This window comes from Pedococcus soli, assembly GCF_054782575.1.
Map to the genome: position 1 here is coordinate 55469 of NZ_BAAGSF010000005.1, position 25727 is coordinate 81195.

23 protein-coding genes are annotated in these 25727 nt (G+C 72.0%); 12 read left to right on the forward strand and 11 right to left on the reverse strand.

Translation table 11 applies throughout. The features are described 5' to 3' along the window. The first annotated feature begins 49 nt into the window (after window positions 1–49). Window positions 50–949, forward strand: a complete 900-nt coding sequence (locus ACYVKF_RS13395) for an ABC transporter ATP-binding protein (protein ID WP_082581092.1) — start codon at window positions 50–52, stop codon at window positions 947–949. After that, complete coding sequence (locus ACYVKF_RS13400) at window positions 946–1812, forward strand: ABC transporter permease (protein WP_460967027.1); 867 nt, start codon at window positions 946–948, stop codon at window positions 1810–1812. The genes ACYVKF_RS13395 and ACYVKF_RS13400 overlap by 4 nt, the downstream gene beginning before the upstream one ends. A 68-nt stretch (window positions 1813–1880) precedes the next feature. On the opposite strand, the gene ACYVKF_RS13405 is transcribed toward ACYVKF_RS13400, so the two are convergent. Next, window positions 1881–2489 (reverse strand): TetR/AcrR family transcriptional regulator, encoded by a 609-nt coding sequence (locus ACYVKF_RS13405; protein WP_235530798.1) that lies wholly within the window; start codon window positions 2487–2489, stop codon window positions 1881–1883. Window positions 2490–2551: 62 nt separating this feature from the next. Here ACYVKF_RS13405 and ACYVKF_RS13410 point away from each other — a divergent pair, with 62 nt between their 5' ends. From ACYVKF_RS13410 to ACYVKF_RS13425, 4 genes are read left to right on the forward strand one after another with little or no spacing between them, the layout of a single operon-like run. Then, entirely contained in the window at window positions 2552–3697 is a 1146-nt protein-coding gene (locus ACYVKF_RS13410) for an acyl-CoA dehydrogenase family protein (protein ID WP_056917794.1), read from the forward strand. Between the two features lie 5 nt (window positions 3698–3702). Next, a complete protein-coding gene (locus ACYVKF_RS13415; RefSeq protein WP_460967030.1) occupies window positions 3703–4470 on the forward strand; it encodes an SDR family oxidoreductase in 768 nt (255 codons plus the stop codon). Next, window positions 4467–5264 (forward strand): SDR family oxidoreductase, encoded by a 798-nt coding sequence (locus tag ACYVKF_RS13420; protein ID WP_460967032.1) that lies wholly within the window; start codon window positions 4467–4469, stop codon window positions 5262–5264. The genes ACYVKF_RS13415 and ACYVKF_RS13420 overlap by 4 nt, the downstream gene beginning before the upstream one ends. Window positions 5265–5300: 36 nt before the next feature. Beyond that, window positions 5301–6305 (forward strand): NADPH:quinone oxidoreductase family protein, encoded by a 1005-nt coding sequence (locus tag ACYVKF_RS13425; RefSeq protein ID WP_460967034.1) that lies wholly within the window; start codon window positions 5301–5303, stop codon window positions 6303–6305. A gap of 30 nt (window positions 6306–6335) precedes the next feature. Here the strand turns inward: ACYVKF_RS13425 and ACYVKF_RS13430 are convergent, their stop codons facing one another. The 5 genes from ACYVKF_RS13430 to fabG form a co-directional block, all read right to left on the reverse strand. Next, window positions 6336–8360: a cell wall-binding repeat-containing protein gene (locus ACYVKF_RS13430; protein ID WP_460967036.1), complete on the reverse strand. Its 2025-nt coding sequence runs from the start codon at window positions 8358–8360 to the stop codon at window positions 6336–6338. 112 nt (window positions 8361–8472) lie between these two features. Then, the gene (locus ACYVKF_RS13435; RefSeq protein WP_460967038.1) at window positions 8473–9228 is read right to left on the reverse strand and encodes a hypothetical protein; all 756 of its coding nucleotides are present in this window, start codon (window positions 9226–9228) and stop codon (window positions 8473–8475) included. Between the two features lie 15 nt (window positions 9229–9243). After that, window positions 9244–9507, reverse strand: a complete 264-nt coding sequence (locus tag ACYVKF_RS13440) for a hypothetical protein (RefSeq protein ID WP_460967040.1) — start codon at window positions 9505–9507, stop codon at window positions 9244–9246. 173 nt (window positions 9508–9680) lie between these two features. Continuing rightward, entirely contained in the window at window positions 9681–10664 is a 984-nt protein-coding gene (locus tag ACYVKF_RS13445) for a hypothetical protein (RefSeq protein WP_460967042.1), read from the reverse strand. Continuing rightward, the gene (gene fabG, locus ACYVKF_RS13450) at window positions 10664–11419 is read right to left on the reverse strand and encodes a 3-oxoacyl-ACP reductase FabG (protein WP_056917787.1); all 756 of its coding nucleotides are present in this window, start codon (window positions 11417–11419) and stop codon (window positions 10664–10666) included. Before fabG ends, ACYVKF_RS13445 begins: the two co-directional genes overlap by 1 nt. Window positions 11420–11693: 274 nt before the next feature. Here fabG and glgX point away from each other — a divergent pair, with 274 nt between their 5' ends. The 3 genes from glgX to treZ all read left to right on the forward strand — a co-directional run bounded on the left by glgX (window position 11694) and on the right by treZ (window position 18326). Further along, window positions 11694–13859 (forward strand): glycogen debranching protein GlgX, encoded by a 2166-nt coding sequence (gene glgX, locus ACYVKF_RS13455; protein ID WP_056917786.1) that lies wholly within the window; start codon window positions 11694–11696, stop codon window positions 13857–13859. A 120-nt stretch (window positions 13860–13979) separates the two neighbouring features. Then, a complete protein-coding gene (treY, locus tag ACYVKF_RS13460) occupies window positions 13980–16430 on the forward strand; it encodes a malto-oligosyltrehalose synthase (protein ID WP_460967044.1) in 2451 nt (816 codons plus the stop codon). A gap of 21 nt (window positions 16431–16451) precedes the next feature. Further along, window positions 16452–18326, forward strand: coding sequence for a malto-oligosyltrehalose trehalohydrolase (gene treZ, locus ACYVKF_RS13465; protein ID WP_460967046.1), 1875 nt, complete (start codon window positions 16452–16454; stop codon window positions 18324–18326). 21 nt (window positions 18327–18347) lie between these two features. Here the strand turns inward: treZ and ACYVKF_RS13470 are convergent, their stop codons facing one another. The 3 genes from ACYVKF_RS13470 to yczR all read right to left on the reverse strand — a co-directional run bounded on the left by ACYVKF_RS13470 (window position 18348) and on the right by yczR (window position 21282). Then, window positions 18348–18815 (reverse strand): GNAT family N-acetyltransferase, encoded by a 468-nt coding sequence (locus tag ACYVKF_RS13470; RefSeq protein WP_460967048.1) that lies wholly within the window; start codon window positions 18813–18815, stop codon window positions 18348–18350. Then, window positions 18815–19768: an acyl-CoA thioesterase gene (locus ACYVKF_RS13475; protein ID WP_460967051.1), complete on the reverse strand. Its 954-nt coding sequence runs from the start codon at window positions 19766–19768 to the stop codon at window positions 18815–18817. The genes ACYVKF_RS13470 and ACYVKF_RS13475 overlap by 1 nt, the downstream gene beginning before the upstream one ends. Before the next feature lie 62 nt (window positions 19769–19830). Further along, window positions 19831–21282, reverse strand: a complete 1452-nt coding sequence (gene yczR / locus ACYVKF_RS13480) for a MocR-like transcription factor YczR (RefSeq protein ID WP_460967053.1) — start codon at window positions 21280–21282, stop codon at window positions 19831–19833. 62 nt (window positions 21283–21344) lie between these two features. On the opposite strand from yczR, the gene yczE reads away from it, so the two are divergent. Then, entirely contained in the window at window positions 21345–22073 is a 729-nt protein-coding gene (gene yczE, locus ACYVKF_RS13485; protein WP_460967055.1) for a membrane protein YczE, read from the forward strand. On the opposite strand, the gene ACYVKF_RS13490 is transcribed toward yczE, so the two are convergent. Further along, a complete protein-coding gene (locus ACYVKF_RS13490) occupies window positions 22062–24182 on the reverse strand; it encodes a RecQ family ATP-dependent DNA helicase (RefSeq protein ID WP_056920045.1) in 2121 nt (706 codons plus the stop codon). The genes yczE and ACYVKF_RS13490 overlap by 12 nt on opposite strands. Before the next feature lie 48 nt (window positions 24183–24230). Here ACYVKF_RS13490 and ACYVKF_RS13495 point away from each other — a divergent pair, with 48 nt between their 5' ends. Together ACYVKF_RS13495 and ACYVKF_RS13500 are read left to right on the forward strand one after the other, a co-directional pair. Beyond that, window positions 24231–24722 carry an acyl-CoA thioesterase gene (locus ACYVKF_RS13495; RefSeq protein WP_082553384.1) on the forward strand — a complete coding sequence of 164 codons (492 nt, stop codon included), beginning with the start codon at window positions 24231–24233 and terminating at the stop codon, window positions 24720–24722. Beyond that, window positions 24722–25360, forward strand: coding sequence for a hypothetical protein (locus tag ACYVKF_RS13500; RefSeq protein WP_460967058.1), 639 nt, complete (start codon window positions 24722–24724; stop codon window positions 25358–25360). The genes ACYVKF_RS13495 and ACYVKF_RS13500 overlap by 1 nt, the downstream gene beginning before the upstream one ends. A gap of 24 nt (window positions 25361–25384) precedes the next feature. Here the strand turns inward: ACYVKF_RS13500 and ACYVKF_RS13505 are convergent, their stop codons facing one another. After that, window positions 25385–25663 (reverse strand): hypothetical protein, encoded by a 279-nt coding sequence (locus ACYVKF_RS13505; protein WP_157581643.1) that lies wholly within the window; start codon window positions 25661–25663, stop codon window positions 25385–25387. Window positions 25664–25727: the final 64 nt, after the last annotated feature.

Consider the following 25727-nt stretch of genomic DNA (forward strand, 5'->3'; position numbering starts at 1 on the left):
GTGCCCCGGACCGATGTGGCGACCACCGCTGCGCCCGCAGGCTGGCTCCATGATCTCAGTGAACAGCCTGACCAGACGCTACGGACCCGTGGTGGCCGTCGACGACGTCACCTTCGACGCCAAGCCGGGGCTCGTCACCGGTTTCCTCGGCCCGAACGGTGCCGGGAAGTCCACCACGATGCGCATCCTGTGCGGCCTGACGCCCGCCACCTCCGGCACCGCGACCGTCCTCGGTCGCCCGTATGCCGCCCTGCCGAACCCCGGGCGCCACGTGGGCGTCCTCCTCGACGCCAGCGCCCAGCACGCGGGGCGGACCGGGCGCGAGGTCCTCGCCCTCTCGGCCCTGGTCATGGGGGTCGACCGCCGCCGGGTCGACGAGGTGATCGACGTCGTCGGGCTCACCGAGCGCGAGAGCCACCGACGGGTGCGCAACTACTCCCTCGGCATGCGGCAGCGGCTCGGCCTCGCGCACGCCCTCCTGGGCGACCCGGAGGTCCTCGTGCTCGACGAGCCCGCGAACGGCCTCGACCCGGCCGGCATCCGGTGGATGCGTTCGCTGCTGCGCGGTTTCGCCGACGACGGGGGCACGGTGCTCCTCTCGTCGCACCTGTTGAACGAGATCGAGCTCGTCGCGGACGAGATCGTCGTCATCGGGAACGGCCGGATCGTCGCCTCCGGCACGAAGGCGGAGCTGCTGCGAGGGGCCGGCACGACGGTCCGGTCCACCGACGACGCAGCCCTGGAGGGGGCGCTGCGAGCGGAGGGGATCGCCAGCACCCGGGCCCCCGGTGGCGGGCTCGTCGCCGAGGCAGAACCTGCCGGTGTCGGCGCCGCGGCTGCCCGGCACGGGATCGTCCTGGTCGAGCTGCGGCAGGCGGACGGTCGCGGACTCGAGGACATGTTCCTCGAGCTCACCGCCAGCACCGCCCGTGAGGAGGTGGCGGCATGAGCGCCCCGGTCGGCACCCGGCCCACGTCGGCGACCGCGCCGGGTGCGACGGGCAACTCCGCGCACCCGGTCACGCGCCCCGGCTCCCAGGTCTCGCTGCCGCGGATCGACGGAGCGCGTCCCACGACGGGGATCCCGTTCGGGCGGCTCGCCCTCGTGGAGCTGCGCAAGCAGCTCGACACGCGCGCCGGCCGCTGGCTGCTCGTCACCATCGGCCTGGTCGTCGCGGGCATCGTCACCATCATGCTGTTCGTCGGCGGAGGTGCGCACGGCTACGAGGGGTACTTCGGGGCCACCGCGCTGCCCCTGATGCTCCTGGTGCCGATCGTCGGCATCCTCGCCGCGACCGCCGAGTGGTCCCAGCGCACGGGACTGACGACGTTCGCGCTCGAGCCGCGGCGCCACCGGGTCGTGCTGGCCAAGGTGGTCGCGTCGACGGTCGCGGCGGTGGCCTGCCTGGTCGCCGCCCTGGCCCTCGCGGCGGTGGCGAACCTCGTCGCCGTCGAGGGGCGCGGTGCGGACAGCCCGTGGACCCTGTCCGCCGGGATGCTGTGGGGCGTGGCGCTCGTGCTCGTCCTGAGCCTGGCCCAGGGTGTCGGGTTCGGACTGTCCCTGCTCAACACCCCGGCAGCCATCGTCGGCTACCTCGTCCTCCCGACGGTCTGGTCGATCGTCACGGGTCTGGTGGAGCAGATGAGGAGCGTCGGCCAGTGGCTCGACATCGGCGCCGCCACGGAACCCCTGCTCGAGGGGGCGGCCATGTCGGCACGGGACTGGGCGCAGGTCGGCACGTCGAGCCTGGTGTGGGTGGTGCTCCCGCTCGCCATCGGCTTCTGGCGCGTGCGCCGGTCCGAGGTGAAGTAGTCCGACCAACGACGTATGGCGCGGGCCCCCTCGGGGGAGCCTGCGCCATACGGGCGCGGTGGCGGCGGTCAGCGGGCGGTGACGAGGCGGATGCCGAGGTCGGCGTAGGCCTCGCCGATCGCGGCGGGGGTGCGCTTGATCTCCGGGTCGTACCAGCGCGCCACGTCGACGGCCATCGACATCAGGGCCAGCGTCGTGTCGGGGACGTCCTCGACGCTGAACTCGCCCGAGGCGACCCCCGCCGTGACGACGTCGCGGACCACGGCGTCGATCTGCTTGCGCAGTCCCAGGACGGCGTCCCGGTGGGAGGGGGTGAGGTTGCCGAACTCGTACTGGACGATGCGCGCGACGCGGAAGTGCTCGGCGTGCCAGCGCGAGAAGGTGCCCATGATGGCGCGCAACGCCTCGGTGGGGGACCCCGCCGCCTCGGACGCCTCGACGAGCATGTCGCGCGCGGCCTCGTGCCCCTCGCGGCTGAGCTGGTAGAGCAGCTCCTCCTTGGAGGCGAAGTGCACGTAGACCCCGGCGGGTGACAGGCCGGCGCGTGAGGCGATGTCGCGTGTCGTCGTCGCATGGAAGCCGCGGTCGGCGAAGGCCTCCGCGGCAGCCTCGAGCAGGCGGTGCGCGGTGTCGGTGCCGGGCTCGCTCGCGGCAGCGGCACGCACGGGGGTCGACATGGTTGACAGCATGCCGCAGCCATCGCAGACTAAGCAAGCGCTTAGTCACTTGGAGGATCGCAATGCCCCGGAACATCTACGGCCCCGACCACGAGGCCTTCCGCAGCTCCGTCCGCGAGTTCATCGACCGCAACCTCAAGCCACGGGCCGAGCAGATGCTCGAGGTGAAGTCGGTCGACCGCGACATCTGGAAGGAAGCCGGGAAGCAGGGCCTGTTCGGCCTCGACATCCCCGAGGAGTTCGGCGGCATGGGCGCCGACGACTACCGCTTCAACGCGGTGGCCGCCGAGGAGATCGCCGGCTTCAACTTCGCGGTGTCCTCGTGCTTCGGCATCCACTCCGACGTCTGCCCGCCCTACATCGTGGACCTGGGCACCGAGGAGCAGAAGCAGCGCTGGCTGCCGGGCATGGCGAGTGGCGACCTCATCGCCGCGATCGCGATGACCGAGCCCTCCGGAGGTTCGGACCTCGCAGCCCTCAAGACGACCGCGGTGCGTGACGGTGACGACTGGATCCTCAACGGTTCCAAGACCTTCATCACCAACGGCTACCAGGCCGACCTCGTGATCGTCGCGGCGCGCACCGACCCCTCCAAGGGCGCCAAGGGCATCAGCCTGCTCATGGTCGAGGCCGGTATGGAGGGCTTCAACCGCGGGCGCAAGCTCGACAAGGTGGGCCAGGAGGAGGCCGACACCTCCGAGCTGTTCTTCGAGAACGTCCGCGTCCCCGACGCGAACCGGCTCGGCGAGGAGGGCCTGGGCTTCATCTCGATGATGCAGCGCCTTCCGCAGGAGCGGATCGGCGCCGCCGTGGCCAACACCGCGCACGCGTTCCAGATCTTCCGCGAGACCGTGGAGTACACCAAGGAGCGCAAGGCGTTCGGGCAGGCCATCGGGTCCTTCCAGCACAACAAGTTCAAGATGGCCGAGCTGCAGACCAAGCTCGAGGTCACCCAGGCCTACATCGACGACTGCATCGCCGCGCACGCCGACGGCACCCTCACCGCCGTCGACGCCGCCAAGGCGAAGTGGTGGTCCGCACAGGTGCAGAACGACGTCCTCGACGAGTGCGTCCAGCTCTACGGCGGCTACGGCTTCATGAACGAGTACCGCGTGGCCCGCGCCTGGCGCGACGCCCGCGTCTCGAAGATCTGGGCCGGCTCGAACGAGATCATGAAGGAGCTCATCGGCCGCGACCTCGGCCTCTGACACCCATGGCTACCCACCCGACGCACGACAACGCCGTCGCGATCGTCACGGGCGCCTCTCGCGGGATCGGCCTCGGCATCGCCGAGAAGCTGGTCGCCGAGGGTGCCCGCGTGGTCATCACGGCCCGCAAGCCCGAGGCCCTCGCCGAGGCGGTCGCCCACCTCGGCGGACCGGCGAAGGCCCTCGGCATCGCCGGGAACGCCGCCGACGAGGCGCACCAGGACGAGGTCCTCGCAGCCGCCCGCGAGACCTTCGGTGGCCTCGACTACCTCGTGAACAACACGGGCATCAACCCCGTGTACGGGCCGATGCTCGACGCCCCGCTCGACGTGGCGCGCAAGATCATGGAGGTCAACGTCCTGTCGGCGTTCTCCTGGACCCAGAAGGCCGTCGCTGCCGGACTCGGCAGCGAGGGCAACCCCGGTGCGATCGTCAACGTCGCCTCCATCGCCGGCCTCGGAGCGACCGGCTCGATCGGCTGGTACGCCGTGAGCAAGGCCGCGCTGATCCACCTGACCGTGGAGCTGGCCTACCAGCTCGGACCGGCCCTCCGCGTGAACGCCGTGGCCCCGGCCGTCGTGAAGACCAGGTTCGCCGAGGCGCTCTACGAGGGTCGTGAGGAGAAGGTCGCCTCGGCCTACCCGCTCAAGCGGCTCGGGCTGCCGGAGGACATCGCGGGAGCCGTGTCGTTCCTGCTGTCCAGGGATGCAGGCTGGGTGACGGGGCAGACGCTCGTCGTCGACGGCGGCGTCACCCTCGGCGGCAACCTGTGACGCTCGACCTGGCGGGCCGGGGCGTCGTCGTCACGGGCGCCGGTCGGGGGATCGGGGCCGCGTACGCGAAGGCGTTCGTCGCTGCCGGTGCGCGGGTCGTCGTCAACGACCTCGACGCCGGGGCCGCCACCGCCGTGGCGGAGTCGTTGGGGGACAACGCCTTCGCGGTCGCCGGCGACGCCTCCAGCGAGGACGGCGTGGCGGCGCTCGTCCAGTCGGCCCGTCAGCACCTCGGCGAGATCGACGTCTACTGCGCGAACGCGGGCGTCGCCCGTGGAGGGACCGAGGCGGTGGCCCAGAAGGCGTGGGACGTCTCGTGGAACGTCAACGTGATGGCGCACGTGCGCGCCGCCAAGCTGCTCGTGCCCGGGTGGCTGGAGCGGGGGAGTGGCACGTTCGTCGCGACCGTCTCGGCCGCCGGCCTGCTCTCCATCCCCGGAGCTGCGCCCTATGCCGTCACCAAGCACGCGGCATACGCGTTTGCCGAGTGGCTGTCGATGACCTACGGCGACAAGGGAATCCGCGTCCATGCAGTGTGTCCCCAGGGCGTCCGCACGGACATGCTGTGGAACTCCGGCACCGCTGGGCGGGCCCTCATGGAGCCGGACGCCGTCGACCCGGACGACGTGGCGCGCGACCTCTTCACTGCGATGGAGGAGGAGCGCTTCCTCGTCCTGCCGCACCCCGAGGTGGCCACGATGTACGCCCGCCGCGCGAGCGATCCCGATCGCTGGCTAGCCGGTATGCGGCGGATGGCCGGTGCGCTGCCGGCCGTCACCATGGGCACCGACTGACCTTCGCTCCACCCCGTCCGACCTCAGGAGAACCGCGTGCACGCATGGCAGGTCACCGCGCTGGGCGAGCCCGCTGACGTCCTCGCCCTCGCAGAGGTGCCCACCCCGCAGGTGCCGGCCGGGCACGTCCGCGTCAGGGTGCTGGCGACGGCGCTGAACTTCCCCGACGTGCTGATGGCGCGCGGCCACTACCAGGTCCGGCCGGAGCTGCCGTTCGTGCCGGGGGTCGAGGTCTGCGGTGAGGTGCTGGAGGTCGGCCCCGGTGACGGTGGTGTCACGACCGACCCGCACGTGTCGGTGGGCGACCGGATCGTCGGCACGACCGCGATGCCGCACGGCGGCCTCGCGCAGGAGGCCCTCCTGCCACTCGGTGGCACCTTCGCAGCACCGTCCTCCCTCGACGACGCGGCGGCGAGCTGCCTCACCATCGGCTACCAGACGGCATACGTGGGGCTCGTCCGGCGGGCCGGCCTGCGCCGGGGCGAGACGCTGCTCGTCCATGCCGCAGCCGGAGGAGTGGGCAGCGCCGCCGTCCAGGTCGGGAAGGCCCTCGGGGCGCGCGTCGTCGCGGTCGTCGGCGGCGAGGCGAAGGCTGCGGTGGCCCGCGAGGCTGGTGCGGACGTCGTCGTCGACCGGACCGCCGGCGACCTGGTCGCGGGGCTGAAGGACGCGCTCGGTCGCTCCGGAGCGGACGTGGTGTTCGACCCCGTCGGTGGGGCGTCCTACGACGCCTCGACCAAGGTGGTCGCGTTCGAGGGACGCATCGTGGTGGTGGGTTTCACCAGTGGCACCATCCCCACGCCCGCGCTCGGCCACGCGCTGGTCAAGAACTACTCGATCCTGGGCCTGCACTGGGGGCTGTACCTCCAGCGGGACCCCGCCGTGGCGCGGGAGGCGCACGCGGCGCTGACCGCGATGGCCGATGCCGGCCAGATCAGGCCGGTCGTCTCCGAGCGGGTCGCGTTCGGGGACGCGCCGGCCGCCCTGACCAGCCTCGGCGCCGGTCGGACCACCGGACGCCTCGTCGTCATGGCCCGCTGACGCCCCGCCGGGGGCGTCAGCCAGAGCGGTTCAGGGCAGGTCGGGCAGGTCGCGGATCTCTCGCTCGACCGAGGTACCGACGACCGAGGTGCCGCCGGCGATGGTCACCCCCGACGGGCGCAGCCGTTGCAGCTCACGCCGGGTCGGGTCCGGCAGCCGGGTGGGTCCGGTGAGGAGCAGGGGCTCGTAGCCTTGGGTCGACGGGCCGAGCGAGAGGGCGTCGGGGAAGTTCGCACCGGAGGCGAGGGCCGCACTCGCCCCGTCGGGCCACCGGCTCCGGCTCACCGTCACGGCGGTCGCGTAGCGGTCGGAGCCCGACAGCCGCTCCACCGACCCGGACGGTCCCACGAGGGCTGCCAGCTGGGCCTGCACGGCGGTGGACACGGCACCGGTGCCACCGACGATGACGATGTGGCTCGGCTTGAGCCGGACCAGCTCGTCGCGCGTGCTCCTCGGCAGCTTCGCACGGGCCGTGAGCAGGACGGGGGCGTAGTCCTTGGCCGCGGGCGGCGCAGCCACGAGCCCGTCCGGGTAGTTCTCGCCCGACACGACGTAGGCGGTGGCGTTGCCCTGCGGGTTGAACGCCGCGCTCAGCGCGGCCGCGGTCGAGTACCGGTCGGTCCCACTGATGCGGACGACCTGCACGGCATACTTCTTCGCCTCGGTGACGACCGCCTCCGAGACGGCGCCCGGTCCGCCGACGACGTAGAGCCGGTAGCGCTTCATCACGGTCAGGGGCTGGATCATCTCCGTGGGGAGGCGGTCGCGGGAGGTGAGGAAGAGGGGGATCTGGAAGCGCCCGGCGGCGGCCCCGGCACCCAGGACGTCGGGGAAGGACTCGCCCGAGGCCAGGATCCCGTTGCTGCTCGTCAGCGGTCCGTAGTTGTTCATGATGATGTCCGCGGACGTGCCGTACCGGTTCTTGCCCGACCACCGCTGAATGCTGATCGGCTGGCGCGGCGTCCACACCTGGCGCACCGTGGGTCCGGGGAAGATGATGGTGTGCAGCCCGACGCAGCCGCCGTAGGTGCCGCTGCACGCAGCGACGAAACCGTTCTCCCTCGCCCAGAAGGAGCCCGTCTGCGGCGTCTCGACGTGCACGGGTGCGCCGGTCTCGGGGTAGAGGACCGCATCGCATCCTTGGGACCGGTCGGCCTTGGGCCAGCAGACGAGCACACCGAGCGGCCCGATCGCCCCACCCTCGATGGGGGTCTGGGCGTCAGGAGCGACGGCGACGCGTACAGGTCCCTGGGGCGAGGATCGAAACACCTCGCGAGGGGACTGCGTGAAGTTGGAGTCCGTGGCCATGCGGGTCCAGGCGAGCAGGTTGCCCGAGACACCCAACGGGGTGAGGTCCTCCCAAGCGTCAGCCGTCGCCGGGCGCTGGTCCACCGTGACCGGAGCGGTCCCGTCGAGGGGGACCTGCACCAGTCGGGTGTCCTTGGCCCAGTCGTGGGTCGCCACGATGAGTGAGGCGCCGCCGCAGGCAGTGGAGCCCGTGAGGCGCCCCGGGACGGTCGCCAGGAACCGGGTCAGACCGTTGCGGCCGTGGAACCTCAGCGTCGTGCTGGTGGCGGAGTCCGTGGTGGTCGTGGAGGAGGTGATCCATCCCCCGGCTGCCGCTGAGACGACCTGCACCTCGCCGACGTCGGCCGTGCCGTGGGCGGTGCTGGTGACCGACCACCAGTCGACCGTCGCGGAGGAGCGCCCCGTGGCCGGGTCCTGCGTGTAGTGCGTCGAGGTGATGGAGTCGCCGCACACCGAGAAGTTGCGGGGCTGGCTGGTGCCGTCGGAGGGGGCCGCGGGCGGGAGGGTGCGGGTCCACACCGTGTCCCCGTTGTCGCTGACGAGGTCGAGCCTCACCGGCTCGGTGTACTCCGTGCTCGACGCGAACACCGTCCCCCGGAACGTGTTGCCGATCGCCGCCGACTGGAAGGGGGCCGTCAGCGACGGCACCATCTGCGGAGTCGCGCCGGAGGCAGGCAGCGCCAGGGTGCCGGCCAGCGCAGCCAGGACCGCGACCACCGCCGTGCGCTTCGAGAGTGCAGAACCCATCCCCACCAGCTCCTCCCAGAGATACCGGGACGAACTGTGCCATCCGGGCACCGGACTGTCTCCCAATTCGCGCGAATACCGCCAGGAGAGGCAGGGCCCTGAGCTGCGGGCTTCAGGCGCCGATGGCGCGCTGCAACCGGGCCAGCTCCGCCGGGGGAAACAGGTCGCGCGGCAGGAAGATCGAGGGCTGACCCTGCTGCCGGTCGATGCGGACGACCCGCCGACCGACCACGCACCGACGGGCAGACCTCAGCACGAAGGTGTCCTCCAGGTCGTCGCCGGTGCGCAACCGCAGGCCGCCGTCGGTGATCGCTGCCTGGATGACCAGTCCGGGCGGGTAGGTCCGCTGGATCCCTCTCAGGGTCACCACCGTGCTCAGAACGAGCATACCGAGGATGAAGGCGGGCGCGGCGGCATAGGCAGGGTCCAGCAGGACCGCGGCAGCGAGCAGGAGGGCGGAGAGGGCGAGGAGGACCACGACGCTGGGTCGGCGCCACCGGAAGACGAGGACCGCTCGTCGGATGGCCTGCCGCACGGGGGCGGTCACGACGACCACGATGGGAAGGTCGGCTCCGTTCATGGCGGGAAGGGGGTGGTGGCCGGGGGACGGCGGGGTGAGGAGGAACCCGAGGTCGGCGTCGGTCAGCATGGCGCCGAGCACGAAGCCCCGGCGCCGGTTGCGGCGCAGCCGCAGCTGCAGGACGGAGCCGCGTCGGCGCGCCGAGGCCAGGCATCCGGCCCGGAACTCCGTGCGCCCGTTGCCGGTCTCCATGACGAGCACCTCCGGAGCGGCATACCAGGACCGCACGGTCGTCCCGAGGGGGAGCATCTGGCGGAACGCGCGCGTGAGCCGCGCCGAGGTGGCCACGACCTGGAGGGCGTATTACCCCGCCGTGACGACACCGAAGACCCACCACGGGATCGCGTCGAACTGGGCCAGGACGCAGGCGCTCGCGACGACGGCGACCACGACGGCCCACAGGCTGCGCGGCCCCACCACGGTGAGCACGACCGCGGAGCGCGTCGCCCGACGGACCAGGGCCTCGTCGCAGGACACCTCGACCGGGGGCCTCGGCAGAGCAGCCGTCGTGGGCAGCACGCCCGCCCAGTCGGCTGCCACGGGCTCGGTCTGTCGTTCGTCCCCCACGGCCACGGAGTGTAGGTGCGAGGACAGGAGGCCGACGGGTGGTTGGCGCGGCTCGTGGACGTTCGGACGAGTCGTGCCGCTTCGTGCACGGATCGCCCTCGATCCGGGTGGGTGGGGGCGATTCGTGCAGGAACGGGCTCAGGTCGCCCTTGAGGGGACGGGGCAGTGCGGCGTCAGCGCGCGACGAGCCCGAGCAGGCGGGCGGTGCCGTCGGCGTCCAGGGTGCCGAGCGGCAGGAGGTGGACGCGTTGGCGACGCGTGCGGATCACGACCCCGTCGTCGTCGGCGCGCACGGTGCGCAGCTCGTCGGTGCCGAGGTGGGACGGATAACCCGGGACGTGCAGCACCAGGCCGTCGTCGAGGAGCGCGGCGCCGACGACCGTTCCCTCGGAGAACAGCGCTTTCGTCCCGGTGCGGACGAGCCCGAACTCGAGGATGACCACCACGGCGAGCCCGAGGGTGGCCACGACCGCGGCGGCCAGCAGGCGGTGGTCGGAGATGGCGACGGTGAGCACGGAGGCGGCCACGGCCACCTGGAGGAACGGGTGACGGACCAGCGCGCGACGCATGAGGCGCACGGTGGCCTGCTGCACAGCCGGGGTGACCAGCAGCGGCGACGTGACCTCGGGGTGAGCGGCCCGGAAGCCTTCGACCAGGTCACCATTCGCGGACGTCGAGGTGAGGAAGTCCGCGTCGTCGGCCGTCAGCAGCTCCGAGGCGGTGACGAACGCCGGCTGGCGGGACCGGGATCGGACCACCGTGACCTCTCCGACGCGCGTGACGGCCCTGACCGCCCCTGCGGCGAAGTCCAGCGAACCGGTCGCCCGGTCGACGACGAACCGCCCCTGCGCGTCGTAGCCGGAGGTGAGCACCCGGCCCGCCCCCACGACCGCCCGGATCGACTGGTGCAGGCGCAGGCGGGACACGAGCAGCACCACCGTCGGCGCGAGGACGGCGATCGCGGCCGTGAGGAACGCCGAGTGCGTCGACAACCAGACCACCACGCCGAGCACGGCCGTCACGGCATACCGGAGGGCGATGTTGGCGGGCGGGAAGGTGGCCTTCCACGCCTCGGCAGCCATCGGCCGCACCAGGCTGCCGTCGCAGGTGATCGTCCGAGCGGGGCGGGGGGTGTCGACGAACTCGGTCGGCGGCATCAGTCCTGTGGTCCGCCGGCGACATAGATGACCTGGCCGGAGACGAAGCCGGCCTCCTCGGACGTGAGGAACGCGATGGTCGCGGCGATGTCCTCCGGCTGGCCGACGCGTGCCACGGGGATCTCCTTGGCCGAGTGGGCGATGAAGTCCTCGAAGGAGACCCCGATGCGCTCGGCGGTCATCTTGGTCATCTCGGTCTGGATGAAACCGGGCGCCACGGCGTTCGCCGTGACACCGAACTTCCCGAGCTCGATGGCCAGGGTCTTGGTGAAGCCCTGCAGGCCCGCCTTCGCCGCCGAGTAGTTGACCTGGCCACGGTTGCCCTGGGCGGACGTCGAGGAGAGGTTGACGATGCGGCCGTACTTCGCCTCGGTCATGTGCTTCTGGACGGCGCGGGTCATGAGAAACGAGCCCCGCAGGTGCACGTCCATGACCGAGTCCCAGTCCTGCTCGGTCATCTTGAACAGCAGGTTGTCGCGCGTGATCCCGGCGTTGTTGACCAGGATCGTCGGCGCACCCAGCTCGTCGGCCACCCGCTGCACCGCTGCCTCGACCTGGTCGGCCTTCGCGACGTCGACGCCCACGGCGACGGCGCGGCCGCCGGCACCCGTGATCGCGGCGACGGTCTCGGCGCAGGACCCCTCGTCGAGGTCGAGCACCCCGACGGCGTGCCCCTCGGCCGCCAGCCGCTTGGCGGTGGCGGCACCGATGCCGCGGGCTGCTCCGGTGACGATCGCGACGCGCTGGGTGGTCATGGAGGTCCTCCAAGGGGTGGGACGGGTCGGGTGGGGTCGTGCTACGCCCTGCACTCTACTGAGCGAGCGCTTACCGTGGTCCGCGGCCGGTCGCGACGGCCGTCCGAGGGTCGGTCCGCGGCCGGTCACGGCGGCACGGCGTCGCTGCTCGTCAGCGCGTGACCCCCACCTCCGGCACAATGGGCTCCACGCGAGGCCAATGCCGCCCTCACCAGCAGATCCTGTCCCCGACCACCTCGTGGCCCGGGACACGACAAGAACACGAAGGCGATTCATGGAGATCTGGCCCGGCAAGGCCTACCCGCTCGGCGCGACCTACGACGGAACCGGTGTGAACTTCGCCCTGTTCTCCGAGGTCGCCGAGAACATCGAGCTCTGCCTCGTGGACGACCAGGGCGTCGAGACGAAGTACCCGCTGCCCGAGGTCGATGGCTTCGTGTGGCACGGCTACATCCCCGGCGTGCAGCCCGGCCAGCGCTACGGCTACCGCGTCCACGGCCCGTACGACCCGGCCCAGGGCCACCGCTGCAACCCCGCCAAGCTGCTCCTCGACCCGTACGCCAAGGCCATCGACGGCCAGCCCGACGGCGACGAGTCCCTCTTCTCGTACCGCTTCGACGACCCCAGCGACGAGCCGGACAAGATCAACACCGACGACAGCCTCGGCCACACGATGCTCTCGGTCGTCATCAACCCGTTCTTCGACTGGGGCCAGGACCGCCTGCCGCGCCACGAGTACCACAACAGCGTCATCTACGAAGCGCACGTCAAGGGCCTGACGGAGACCCACCCCGACGTCCCGGAGGAGATCCGCGGCACGTATGCCGGCATCGCCCACCCGGTGATCATCGACCACCTCAAGCAGCTGGGGATCACGGCGATCGAGCTCATGCCGGTCCACCAGTTCGTGAACGACTTCACCCTGCGTGACAAGGGCCTGTCGAACTACTGGGGCTACAACACGATCGGGTTCCTCGCCCCGCACAACGGCTACGCGGCCTACGGCACGCGTGGCGAGCAGGTGGCCGAGTTCAAGGGGATGGTCAAGGCCCTCCACGAGGCCGACATCGAGGTCATCCTCGACGTGGTCTACAACCACACCGCCGAGGGCAACCAGCTCGGCCCGACGATCTGCTTCCGAGGCATCGACAACGCGGCCTACTACCGCCTCGTCGACGAGGACAAGGCTCACTACTACGACACCACGGGCACCGGCAACAGCCTGCTGATGCGCCACCCGCACGTGCTCCAGCTCATCATGGACTCGCTGCGCTACTGGGTGACCGAGATGCACGTCGACGGGTTCCGGTTCGACCTCGCGGCCACGCTGGCGCGCCAGTTCCACGAGGTCGACAAGCTGTCGGCCTTCTTCGACCTCGTGCAGCAGGACCCGGTGGTCAGCCAGGTCAAGCTCATCGCCGAGCCCTGGGACGTCGGCGACGGCGGCTACCAGGTCGGCAACTTCCCGCCCCTGTGGACCGAGTGGAACGGCAAGTACCGCGACACCGTGCGCGACTTCTGGCGTGGCGAGAGCGCGACGCTCGGCGAGTTCGCGTCCCGGCTCACCGGCTCGAGCGACCTCTACGAGCACAGCGGCCGCAAGCCGATCGCGTCGATCAACTTCGTCACCGCGCACGACGGCTTCACGCTGCGGGACCTGGTGTCCTACAACGACAAGCACAACGACGCCAACGGCGAGGACGGCAACGACGGCGAGAGCCACAACCGCTCCTGGAACTGTGGCGTCGAGGGCCCGACCAAGGACAAGAAGGTCAACGCCCTGCGCCTGCGCCAGCAGCGCAACATGCTGGCCACCCTCCTGCTCTCCCAGGGCGTCCCGATGCTGCTGCACGGCGACGAGCTCGGCCGCAGCCAGGGTGGCAACAACAACGGCTACTGCCAGGACAACGAGATCTCGTGGATCGACTGGAGCCTCGACCAGGACCAGCTCGACCTCATCGCCTTCACCCAGAAGCTCGTCGAGCTGCGTCACGACCACCCGGTGTTCCGTCGTCGCCGCTTCTTCGCGGGTTCGGCCGACCACGGTGGCGAGAGCGCGGTGGGCGACATCGCGTGGTTCGAGCCCGGTGGCAACCACATGGACGAGGAGTCCTGGGCCAACGGCTACGCCCGCTCGATGATGGTCTTCCTCAACGGGCAGACGATCCCCGAGCCGGACACGCGCGGACAGCAGACGCTGGACGACCACTTCCTGGTGATCTTCAACGGCCACCACGACGTGCTCCCGTTCGTCCTGCCCGGCAAGGAGTACGGCGACCGCTGGGTCACCGAGCTCGACACGTCGGCCCAGGAGGTCCAGGCAAAGGAGTACAAGCCGGACGCCAAGGTCAAGGCCGAAGGGCGTAGCGTCGTGGTCCTGCGGTGTCCTCGTGCGCTTCCCTCCGGATCTCCCGCAGGAGCGGCCGTCGCCCGGCGATGATCTCCCCGTCAGGGGTGTCGAGGACCGACCGACGACGACCACAGTGACCGTTCGATGACGATGCAGGAGACGGGTATGCAGCGCGGGACGCCACCGCACCGGCCGGCGGAGGGGCGAGTGGTGCCCACCGCGACGTACCGCCTGCAGGTCCACGGCGGGTTCACCTTCGACAACGCGGCGGAGCAGGCGAGCTACCTCGACGCCCTCGGGGTGTCGCACGCCTACCTGTCGCCGGTCCTGCAGCCGGCGCCCGGTTCGACGCACGGCTACGACGTCGTCAGCCACGACCTCATCAACGAGGAGGCGGGGGGCGGCACCGAGCTGGCCAGGCTGTCGCGCACCCTGTCGCTCTACGGCCTCGGCGTGATCGTCGACGTGGTCCCGAACCACATGACGACGCCCACCCCTGCGCACCTCAACCGCCAGTGGTGGTCGCTGCTGCGCGAGGGGCGCAACTCGGAGTACGCGCACTGGTTCGACGTGGACTGGGCGGCCGAGGACGACCGGGTCCTGGTGCCGGTCCTCGGTGGGCCCCTCTCCTCGGCCCTGTCGGCCGGCGAGCTGGCGGTCCACCGGGACGGCGGTCCGCGCGGCGACGAGGCGGTGCTGCGGTACTTCGACCACGAGTTCCCGGTCCGCCCGGGAACCGAGCACCTCCCGGTGGCCGAGCTCGTCGAGGCGCAGTGGTACCTGCTGTGCGACTGGCGCGAAGGCGCGCAGCGGCTCAACTACCGCCGCTTCTTCGACGTGACGACCCTGGCCGCCGTGCGGGTCGAGGACCCCGAGGTCTTCGACGCCACCCACCGGCTGCTCCTGTACTTCTACCGGTCCGGGTTCGTCGACGGGTTCCGGATCGACCACCCGGACGGCCTCGCCGACCCCGGTGGCTACCTCGACCGGCTGGCCGAGGCCACGGACGACGCGTGGGTGGTGGCGGAGAAGATCCTCGAGGGGCACGAGGAGCTCCCCGACACCTGGCGCTGTGCCGGGACGACGGGGTACGACACCCTGCTCCGGGTCGGCGGCGTCTTCGTCGACCCCGCGGGCAAGGGACCGCTCACCGACCTGCTGAACCAGGTCGTCGGGCACCAGGAGGACCTCGACGCCATGGTCGTCGACGCCAAGCGGCAGGTCGTGCGTGAGGTGCAGGCCGCGGAGGTCAACCGGTTGATGCGGCTGGTCGAGCAGGTGCTGCCGTGGCACGACCAGGCCTCGCTGAAGCGCGCACTGGGTGAGCTACTCGTCGCCATGGACCGCTACCGCGCGTACGTCGGCGGCAGCGAGGCCGACCCGAGCCAGGCCGCCGTCCTCAACGCCGCCGAGTCGCGCGCCATGGCCGTGATCGCCGGGCCCGACCAGCTCAGCCTGAGCACGATCGCCCAGCTGGCCCGCGGTGGCCGCCTCCCCGAGGCGCACGCCGACACCGAGTCGGCGCAGCGCGAGTTCGTGGTGCGCTTCCAGCAGACCTGCGGGCCGGTGATGGCCAAGGGGATCGAGGACACCACGTTCTACCGCTACTCCCGGCTCACCTCCCTCAACGAGGTCGGCGGTGACCCGGGCCTCGTCGGCATCGCCCCCGAGGAGCTGCACGAGTTCGCCTCGCGCCAGCTGGCCTCCTGGCCGACGACGATGACGACCCTGTCGACCCACGACACGAAGCGGTCCGAGGACGTCCGGGCCCGGCTGGCCGTGGTGTCCGAGCTCTCGGCCGAGTGGAAGGCGTGGGTCGGGACCGCGCGCCGACTGGCCAAGGACCACCGCGGCAAGAAGCTCGACCCGGCGACGGAGTACTTCCTCCTGCAGACCGCGGTGGGTGCCTGGCCGATCAGCGTCGAGCGCCTCCAGGCCTATGCCACCAAGGCGATTCGCGAGGCCAAGCAGCACACCACGTGGACCGACCAGGACGACGCGTACGAGGCCGACGTGCAGCGGTACGTCGCGGCCCTGCTGGGGCAACCCGCGCTCGTGTCGCACTGCCAGGCCTGGGTCGACCGCGCGGCAGCCGCGTCCCGGTCCAACATCCTCGGCCAGAAGCTCCTGCAGCTCGTCGTCCCCGGCGTCCCCGACGTCTACCAGGGGACCGAGCTGGTCGACCTGTCGCTCGTCGACCCGGACAACCGCCGACCCGTCGACTACGGGCAGCGCCGCACCCGGCTGGCCCGCCTCGACAAGGGCGGGGAACCGGCGGACCTCGACGACGAGAAGCTGCTCGTCACCTCCCGCGCCCTGCGGCTGCGGCACCACCACGCGCAGTGGTTCACCGGTCACCACGCGACGTACGAGCGCGTGGCGACGACCAGCGACCACGCGCTCGCGGTCGGTCGCGGCGACGAGAGCGGCCTGCAGGTCGTCGCCGTCGTGACCCGGTTCAGCGACAAGCTCGCCGCGTCGGGTGGCTGGGGCGAGGCCCACCTCGCCCTGCCGGAGGGGGAGTGGCACGACCTGTTCACCGGCCGGGCCGTCGTCTCGCTCGAGGGCCGTCCCGGCGTCCGGCTGGCACGTCTGCTGACCGACCTCCCCGTCGCCCTGCTCGTCCGTCATGGCACGCTGGGACGCGATGAGATCGCCTGAGCCCCAAACCTTGGACCACGCATGAGCTCCGCACACACCGTCACCGTCTGGGCGCCGGTCGCCGAACGCGTCGACGTCGAGTTCACCCTCGGCGACCGCCCTGCCGCGACCGCACCACTGGTGCGGCAGGACGGGGGCTGGTGGGCCTGGGAGCTCCCCGCAGACGTGGTTCCTGCCGACGGCCCGACCACGGGTGTGGTGACCGCCGGCGGTGACCCCGGTATCGCGCCGTACCCGGCCCTGGACTACGGCTTCCGCGTGGACGGCGGTGACCTGACGCCTGACCCCCGGTCGGCGCACCAGCCGCACGGAGTCCACGGGACGAGCCGGTGGTTCGACGCCTCCCAGCACCTGTGGCACGACGCCACCTGGGCCGGTCCGCAACAGGGGCTCGGTGTCCTGGGTGCGGTCGTGTACGAGCTGCACGTGGGGACCTTCACCGAGAAGGGAACGCTCGACGCCGCCCAGGCGCGGCTGCCGCACCTGGTGGAGCTCGGTGTCGACGTCGTCGAGCTCATGCCGCTCGCCGCGTGGCCCGGCCGCTGGAACTGGGGCTACGACGGGGTGGGCCCGTGGGCCGTCGAGGACGTCTACGGCGGCCCGGCGGCGCTGCAGCGTTTCGTCGACGAGTGCCACCGGCTCGGGCTCGGCGTCTGCCTCGACGTCGTCTACAACCACCTCGGGCCGGTTGGGAACTACCTGTCCCGGTTCGGGCCCTACTTCTCCGACGCGCACCCGACGCCGTGGGGGGCAGGGTTCAACCTCGACGGTCCGGACAGCGAGGCCGTGCGCCGCTGGATGTTGGACAACGCCTTGCGGTGGTTCGCCGACTTCCACGTCGACGCGCTGCGCCTCGACGCCGTCCACGAGCTGCGTGACGACTCCCCGACGCACCTCCTGGCCCAGCTGGCCGACGAGGTGGCCGAGCTCGGTCGCACCCTCGGACGGCCCCTGCACCTGGTCGCCGAGAGCGACCTCAACGACGCGATGATGGTGACGCCGACCGGTGCCGGTGGCCGCGGCATGGACGCCCAGTGGGACGACGACGTCCACCACGCCCTCCACGTCACGCTCACGGGGGAGACCCAGGGCTACTACGCCGACTTCGCCGGGCACAGCCGCGCACTCCCGGACGGTGGGCCGCTCGCCGTCCTGGCGAAGACGCTGACTCGTGGGTTCCTCCACGACGGCACCTGGTCCAGCTTCCGCGGGCACGACTGGGGTGCCGAGGTGGATCGCGAGAAGGTCGACGCGCGGCGCTTCGTCGCCTACCTCCAGACCCATGACCAGGTGGGCAACCGCGCTGTCGGAGAACGCATCTCGGCGTTGGTCAGTCCCTCGCAGCAGGCGATCGGCGCCGCGCTCTACCTCACGTCGGCCTTCACGCCGATGGTGTTCATGGGCGAGGAGTGGGCAGCCACGACACCGTTCCAGTTCTTCACCGACTTCGAGGAGCCGGAGATGGCGCAGGCCGTCACGGAGGGGCGTCGCCGGGAGTTCGAGTCACACGGCTGGGCGGCGCACGACGTCCCGGACCCGCAGGACGAGGCCACCTACCGCCGGTCCCAGCTGCGGTGGGACGAGGTCCGCCTCGCACCGCACGCGCGCATGCTCGCGTGGTACCGGGACCTGATCGCGTTGCGGCGCAAGGAGTTCGCGCTCAGCGACGGGCGGCTCGACCTCGTCGAGGTGGACTTCGACGAGCGTGGCCAGTGGCTCGTGATGCGCCGTGGCTCCTTGCGCACCGTGGTCAACCTGGCCGGCTCGCGCTGGACGGTGCCGCTCGACGCGGCACCCACCGGGGTCGTGCTGGCGTGGGAGCCCGGCCAGACCAAGCTCAAGGAGCAGTCGGTCCACCTGCCGCCGCGCACCGCGGCGATCGTCCGCGTCGGCTGACCTCCTGCGAATCGTGCGCGGTCAGACGGACAGCTCGTAGGTCACGAGGTCGGTCTGCCTGGCCAGCCGGTCGTAGGTCGACCGCGCCCGGGTGTTGCTCTCCCTGGTGATCCAGCGAACCTGGGTCCAGCCCCGGTCTCGGGAGACCTGCTGAAGGGCGGCGAGCAGCGCGTCCACGGCGCCCGAGCCGCGGGCGGCCGGGGCGACGAACAGGTCGTCGAGGAAGCAGGCCGTCGCGGCGGCGAGGGGTCGCACGAAGGGGCGGAAGTGCGCCATACCGACCGGCGGCGCGCCCGGGGCGGGGCGGACGACGACACACTCGAGCTCGTGGTCGGGGTCGGTCAACCAGGCCCAGATCGCGGGGGAGACCCGTTCGGGGTCGGTGACCTCGTAGAAGTCGAGGTACCCGCGGTGCAGCGCCGTCCACGTCTCGTGGTCCTCGGCGCGCAGCGCGTCGACCACCCACCGGGATGCCTCGCGCTCGACCATCAGGACTTCTTCACCCGGACCATGCCCTCCTGGGCGACGGTCGCGACGAGGGTGCCATCGGCACCGAACATGCGGCCGATGCCGAGGCCTCGGCCGCCGGAGGCCGAGGGCGACTCCTGGGTGTAGAGGATCCAGTCGTCGACGTTCACCGGCCGGTGGAACCACATGGCGTGGTCGAGGCTGGCAGGTCGCAGCCTGCGGTCGCTCCACGCGAGACCGTGGCGGCGGATGACCGGCTCGAGCAGCGTGTAGTCGGAGGCGTAGGCGAGGACGGCGGCGTGCACGAGCGGGTCGTCGGGGAGCTCGCCGATCGCCTTGAGCCACACGCTCTGGTGGGCGACGTGCTCCGGGCCGGGCGCCGCGAACACGTCACCCTCGACGTGCCGGTGCTCGACGGGCCGGTTGAGCAGGTGCCGGGCCTGCGGGTGGTCGACGGCGCCGAACAGGTCCTGCAGCGACGGCAGGGTCTCGGGCCCCGGGACGTCAGGCATGGCGTCCTGGTGGTCCAGGCCGTCGGCCTGCTCCTGGAACGACGTGATCATCGACAGGATCGGCAGGCCGTCCTGGATGGCGTGGACGCGGCGGGTCGAGAACGACCGGCCGTCACGCATCCGTTCGACGGCGAATCGGATCGGCTTGGTGTCGTCGCCCGGCCGCATGAAGTAGCCGTGCAGCGAGTGGATGTGGCGCGGACCGTCGCCGTCGTCGATGTCGGCCACGGTGCGACCGGCAGCCATGACGCACTGGGCCAGGACCTGACCGCCGAAGACCCGGCCGTGCGGGGTCTTCTGGCTGCGGCCCAGGAACACCGAGGCACCGGACTCGCCGAGGTCGATGGACTCCGCGCCGTCGACGCCCTCGACGGTGATGCGGGCGGTCCCCAGCTCCTCGAGGTCGAGGGTGGCGAGCAGGTCGGCGAGGGGCTCGGTGGGTGCGGTGCTGTCGTCGGTCACACCGGAAGCCTAGGGGGCGTGTCGACGGCGGCTCGAGGCGAGTTCGACCGTGTGGTCGGCGCTCACGCCACGAGGGGTGAACGTCGCCGGCCGGCCGGTCGGCTCGCGACGGCGTCCTCCCAGGCCAGGGCGATCCGCTCCACGGCGTCGGTGACCACCTCTGGGGTGTGGCCGGTGAACGGGATGCGCAGGAACCGCTCCATGCCCCCGTCCACCGCGAACTGCGACCCCGGTGCCAGGACGACCCCACGCTGGTCCGCCGCGACGGTCAGGGGCGTCGACAGTGCCTCGGGCAGCTCCGCCCAGAGGCACAACCCGCCCTGCGGCACGGTGAAGCGCCAGTCCGGCAGCCGACTGTGCAGGGCCCCGACGAGCGCGTCACGCGTCGCCACGATCGCTTCCCGCCGTACCGGCAGGATGGTGTCCCGGTGTTCGAGCAGGTCCAGCAGGACGAGCTGCTCCATCACGGGGCTGCCGAGGTCGAGGGTGAGCCGTGCCGTGACCAGCGCGGGCATGAGGTCACGCGGCGCCCTCAGCCAGCCCACCCGCAGACCACCCCAGAACGTCTTGCTCGCCCCGCCCACGGTGACGGTCCGCGCGTGGTGCGCCCCCAGCGGAGACGGCATCACCAGACCCGGGTCGTGCGCGAGCTCGACGAGCGTCTCGTCGACGATCGCCACCGTCCGGGTCTGCCCCAGGGCCCGGCCCAGCCGGGCGCGGTGCTCCTCGGGCATGAGGGCGCCCGTGGGGTTGTGGAAGTCGGGCACGAGGTAGGCCGCCCGCGGCGCCGTCTGGCGCAGCGTCGCCTCGGCGGTGTCGAGGTCCCAGCCCTCGGCCCCGATCGGCAGGGCGACCGCGCGGGCGCCGGAGCGGCTGAGGGTCTCGATGGCGTTGGGGTACGTCGGGCTCTCGAGCAGCACGCGGTCGCCCGGCGAGAGCAGGGCCCGGGCCGCGATGGCCACGCCGGCGAGCGCGCCGCCGGTCACCATGACCTGCTCGGCGTCGGTGGGCAGCCCGCGCTCCGTGAGGTCGGCGGCCAGCTGCTCGCGCAGCGCCGGCAGGCCCAGCGGGTGGTAGCCCGTGCCGGTGAGGTAGCGGGGGAGCTGTTCGAGCGCGCGTTCGTAGGCGGCGACGGTCCCGACCGGCGCACTCATGGAGGCGCAGGTCAGGTCGATGACCGGGCCGTCGAGCTGGTCGGACGTGGGCTGGAGCGGCCCGCTCTGCCGGCGGCCGGTCGCCGCACCGGGGAGCACGGCCACGCTGCCCGACCCCTGCCGCGACTCGAGGTACCCGCGGTCCCGCAGCTCGGCGTACGCGCGGCCCACGGTGGTCCGGCTGACGCCGAGGGCGGCGGTCAGGTCGCGTTCGCTGGGCAGCCGGGTGCCGGCCGGGATCCGGCCGTCGGCGACCAGCAGGCGCAGGGCGTCGGCGAGGCCCCGGTAGGCCGGGCTCGTGTCGAGGGCCGCACCGAGCAGCGGGCGGAGCCGGGCGGCGGTGAGCGCACGAGGAGACATGCAGACCACTTTGACACAATTGGCTATCGGAAAACAGACCAGCAAGGACCACCATGGGGACCATGACGCGCACCACCCTCACCCCGATGACGCCGCTGCAGCAGCTCCGCGCGGGACACACGACCCGCCGCCTGGCCCAGCTGTTCGTCGGGCTCACCCTCTACGGGGTCTCGATGGGCATGCTCATCCGGGCCGGACTCGGGCTCGACCCGTGGGACGTCTTCCACTACGGCATCGCCCGTCACCTGCCCGTGAGCTTCGGCACCGTGACCATCATCGTGGGGGTGGCGGTGCTGCTCCTGTGGATCCCGCTGCGGCAGGTGCCGGGGCTCGGGACCATCGCGAACGTCGTCGTCATCGGCCTGGTCACCGATGCGACCCTCGCGCTGCTCGACCGGCCGTCGGCGATGGTGCTCCGCGTGCTGCTGCTCGGTGGCGGCATCGTGCTCAACGGGCTGGCCGGCGCGCTCTACATCGGCAGCCAGTTCGGTCCCGGACCGCGCGACGGGCTGATGACCGGACTGGTCCGCCGGACCGGGCGCAGCATCCGCTTGGTGCGCACCACGATCGAGGTGACCGTCCTGGTCATCGGGTTCGCCCTCGGTGGCGTCGTGGGCATCGGCACGATCCTTTATGCCGTGCTCATCGGCCCCACCGTGCAGCTGTTCCTGCCGCTGTTCACCGTTCCGCTCGAGGCCCCGGCCGACGCCCGCACGGCACCGCACCGGTCCGCCGAGCCGGCACCCGAGGCCCCTGCCGAGGTGCCGAACGAGGCCGGCTCAGGCTTCTAGCGCGAGGACGAAGGGCAGCACGCCGGGCGCCCCGGCCCGCCGCAGCTCCTGGGCGGCGACGGTCAGCGTCCAGCGCGACGAGGCCACGTCGTCGACCAGCAGCACCGGCCCCGAGAGACGGGCGAGCGCCTCGCGCTGGGTCGCCGACGGGGCCAGGCGTCCCCAGACCCCCGCGAGGCGGAATGCGCTGTTCCCGCCGGACTCGCCGGTCGGGCCGCCCTCGACCAGGTCCATCGGTCCGAGCCACTCCAACCGACCCATCTCGGCCAGGCCCTGTGCGACCGACTCGACGAGCTGGGGGCGGCGGCGCGAGGGGACCGAGGCGATCGCGACCGGGCGCTCGGCCCAGTCCCAGTCGCGCAGGATCGGGACGCAGGCCCGCAGCAGCTCGGCGGGCGCCGGCCCGTCGTCGGCCCGCAGCAGGGTGCGCAGCTGCTGGCCCCACCCGAGGTCGGTGAGCCGGGCGACGGCCCGGCCCGGCGCCATACCCTCGTCGGGGGCGATCTTGCCCTTGAGGGGGACGCCGAGGCGGTCCATGCCGGACGGCCACTGGGCGCGGGCCTCGAGCTCGACGCCGGCCCGCTCGAGCCGACCGCGTGCCGTGGTGACGGCGGTGTCGGGGATCTCGGTCGGGAACCACACCCCGGCGCACGAGTCGCACCGGCCGCACGGCAGGGCGGTGTCGTCGTCGAGCGACTCCTGGAGGAACGCCATGCGGCACTCGCCGGTCTGCTCGTAGGTGACCATGAGGTCCTGCTCGCGGACCCGGGCGGCGCTGACCCGCTCGTAGCGCTCGGCGTCATAGGTCCACGGCACCCCCGTGGAGGTCCAACCCCCGGGGACCCGGCGGACCGCACCGTCGACGTCGAGCACCTTGAGCAGCAGCTCGAGGCGGGTGCGACGGATGTCGACGACCGCCTCGAGGGCTGCGGTGGAGAGGGCCTTCTGCGACTGGGCGAGGGTCGTCAGCACGGCGTCGGCCTGCTCCTGGCGCGGCATCGACGCCGACGCGAAGTAGGCCCAGATGTCCTTGTCCTCGGGGCCCGGCAGGAGCAGCACGTCGGCGCGCTCGGTGGCGCGGCCGGCACGACCGACCTGCTGGTAGTAGGCGACCGGCGACGACGGTGCCCCGAGGTGCAGCACGAACCCGAGGTCGGGCTTGTCGAACCCCATGCCCAGCGCACTCGTCGCCACCAGTGCCTTGACCTGGTTGTCGCGCAGCATCGCCTCGAGGCGTTCGCGGTCGGCGGGGTCGGTGCGCCCGGTGTAGGCACGGACCTCGTGGCCGGCCTCGCGCAGGGCCACGGCGACGTCCTCGGCGGCCGAGACGGTCAGGGCGTAGACGATGCCGCTGCCGGGCAGCGTGTCGAGGTGGGCCAGCAGCCAGGCGAGGCGCTGCTCGGGCGAGGTCAGCCTCATGACCCCGAGCCGCAACGACTCGCGAGCCAGGCCGCCCCGCAGCGTCAGGACGTCGTGACCACCGGCACCGAGCTGCTCCACGACGTCCGTGACGACCCGCGCGTTCGCGGTCGCCGTCGTCGCCAGCACGGGGGTGTCGGAGGGCAGCGTCGTGAGCAGGTCGCGGATGCGGCGGTAGTCGGGACGGAAGTCGTGGCCCCAGTCGGACACGCAGTGCGCCTCGTCGACGACCAGGAGCCCGCAGCGCCGGGCGAGGTCCGGCAGCTGCTCGTCGCGGAACCGCGGGTTGTTGAGCCGCTCGGGGCTGACCAGCAGGACGTCGACCTCGTCGGCCGCCAGCGCCGCGGAGACCCGGCCCCACTCGTCGGCGTTGGCGGAGTTCATCGTGACGGCCCTGATGCCGGCGCGCTGGGCGGCGGCGATCTGGTCGCGCATCAGCGCCAGCAGGGGGGAGACGATCACGGTGGGTCCGGCGCCCTGCTCGCGGCGCAGCGCGGTCGACACGAAGTAGACCGCGGACTTGCCCCATCCCGTGCGCTGGACGACCAGGACGCGACGCCGGTCGCCCACGAGCGCCTGCACGGCCTCGAACTGCCCGTCCCGGAAGTCGACGTCGTCGCGGCCGACGAGCCTGCGCAGCACCCCCGTGGCGAGGGTGTGCAGGTCGGTGGCCGCAGCGGTCGTCTCCATGGTGACCACCGTATGCCGCCGGCCCGACACCCCTGACAGGATGGGTCCATGGCAGACGAGCAGGCACCGGTGCAGGCGGACGCGGCCCCGCAGCTCCCCGAGCGCTACTGCGTCAACGTCCCCCTGCGGTGGAGCGACATGGACGCCTACGGCCACGTCAACAACGTGCAGTTCCTGCGGCTGCTCGAGGACGCCCGGGTGATCGGGTTCGAGGAGTGGTTCGGGCAGGACCGCTCCGTGCTCGCCGAGGGCATCCTCGTGGCCCGCCACGAGATCGAGTACCTCGCGCCGCTGCTGTTCCGGGTGCCCCCGATCGTCGTGCAGATGTGGGCGACGAAGATCGGGGGTGCCGGGTTCGACCTCGCCTACGAGGTGCGCGACGGGCTCGCCTCCGACGACACCGTCTACGCCCGGGCCGAGACCACGCTCGTGCTCTACGACTTCGCCACCTCGACGCCGCGCCGGATGGCGCCCGACCTCAAGGCCCTGCTCGAGGTGCACTCCGGTGAGCCCGTGCCGTTCCGCTGGCGGCGGCGCTGATGGACCTGCACTTCCCCGATGCGCAGGGGCTGGACGACCTGCGCACCTACGTCTCCCGCGCCAAGGCCGCCGACGACGACGGCGCGATCCGGCTCCAGGCGTCCGGCACCACCCTGGCCGCCTACGTCGGTGTCCTGCCCGGCAGCGGCCTGATGGGGGAGGGGGCGGTCATCGGTCTGCGGGCCATGCCTCTCGCCGAGGCCGTGGAGGTCGACACCACCGTGTCGCTCGCGTCCGTGACCGACCGGCTCGCTCGCGGCGACGGCAGGACGTTGTCGCTGCCGCCGACCACGGTCAGCGTCGGATGGGCCGCCATGGCGCCTCCGCGGAGCGGCTGGGAGCGGGTGGGTTCGGTCACGGCCGACGAGGTGTATGCCGTTGCGCGAGAGGGGATTTCGCAGGTCGCCTCCGGTGCGCCTTCGGACGCCGGCGGTCAGGTGGTCGCAGCACTGCGCCGGCACGTCTGGGGCCGACTCACCACCACGACGCCGCCAGTCCCTGCAGGCGGTGCGTTCGCGGCCTACGCCCTCGGCTTCGCCGCACCGGGGTCGGACGTGACCGTCTGGACCCACGGCCGCTGGACGCGGCTGTCGACGACGGCAGGGCACGTCCTCATCCGCGGCGGCATCCCCGCCTGACCTGCTCGGTCAGCCGGGGCCGGGCTAGCCGGCCCAGGGCGGCGGTGGCCACGCGGCCGACGGCTGACGCGCCTCACCGCTGCCGAACCTGACCCAGGACGTGCGTCGCGCGCGCAACCGCGCCACGAGCTGGCGCTGCCTCCTCAGCAGGGGCGCGACCTCGGGGTTCACCGCCGTCGTGCCGCCGAGCGTCACGAGCAACGGCGCCTGGCGCAGCTGCTCCTCCACCACGGCGAGCGCCGCCATCAGCTCGCGGACGGACATCTCGGCGCTGTCGCCCGGTCCCGTCGTCCTGTCGCCCATCGCGACCACCCCTCGGCCACCGCCCCACGGCCGGACCGCGGGGCCCACCACCCATGCTAGGACG

Coding starts and splice junctions, on each gene's coding strand:
- fabG (WP_056917787.1), bottom strand. CDS start 11,419: ATGACCACCCAGCGCGTCGCGATCGTCACCGGAGCAGCCCGCGGCATC.
- yczE (WP_460967055.1), top strand. CDS start 21,345: ATGACGCGCACCACCCTCACCCCGATGACGCCGCTGCAGCAGCTCCGC.
- ACYVKF_RS13415 (WP_460967030.1), top strand. CDS start 3,703: ATGGCTACCCACCCGACGCACGACAACGCCGTCGCGATCGTCACGGGC.
- ACYVKF_RS13500 (WP_460967058.1), top strand. CDS start 24,722: ATGGACCTGCACTTCCCCGATGCGCAGGGGCTGGACGACCTGCGCACC.
- glgX (WP_056917786.1), top strand. CDS start 11,694: ATGGAGATCTGGCCCGGCAAGGCCTACCCGCTCGGCGCGACCTACGAC.
- ACYVKF_RS13400 (WP_460967027.1), top strand. CDS start 946: ATGAGCGCCCCGGTCGGCACCCGGCCCACGTCGGCGACCGCGCCGGGT.
- ACYVKF_RS13490 (WP_056920045.1), bottom strand. CDS start 24,182: ATGGAGACGACCGCTGCGGCCACCGACCTGCACACCCTCGCCACGGGG.
- ACYVKF_RS13430 (WP_460967036.1), bottom strand. CDS start 8,360: ATGGGTTCTGCACTCTCGAAGCGCACGGCGGTGGTCGCGGTCCTGGCT.
- yczR (WP_460967053.1), bottom strand. CDS start 21,282: ATGTCTCCTCGTGCGCTCACCGCCGCCCGGCTCCGCCCGCTGCTCGGT.
- ACYVKF_RS13445 (WP_460967042.1), bottom strand. CDS start 10,664: ATGCCGCCGACCGAGTTCGTCGACACCCCCCGCCCCGCTCGGACGATC.
- ACYVKF_RS13410 (WP_056917794.1), top strand. CDS start 2,552: ATGCCCCGGAACATCTACGGCCCCGACCACGAGGCCTTCCGCAGCTCC.
- treZ (WP_460967046.1), top strand. CDS start 16,452: ATGAGCTCCGCACACACCGTCACCGTCTGGGCGCCGGTCGCCGAACGC.
- ACYVKF_RS13495 (WP_082553384.1), top strand. CDS start 24,231: ATGGCAGACGAGCAGGCACCGGTGCAGGCGGACGCGGCCCCGCAGCTC.
- ACYVKF_RS13505 (WP_157581643.1), bottom strand. CDS start 25,663: ATGGGCGACAGGACGACGGGACCGGGCGACAGCGCCGAGATGTCCGTC.
- ACYVKF_RS13395 (WP_082581092.1), top strand. CDS start 50: ATGATCTCAGTGAACAGCCTGACCAGACGCTACGGACCCGTGGTGGCC.
- ACYVKF_RS13405 (WP_235530798.1), bottom strand. CDS start 2,489: ATGTCGACCCCCGTGCGTGCCGCTGCCGCGAGCGAGCCCGGCACCGAC.
- ACYVKF_RS13470 (WP_460967048.1), bottom strand. CDS start 18,815: ATGGTCGAGCGCGAGGCATCCCGGTGGGTGGTCGACGCGCTGCGCGCC.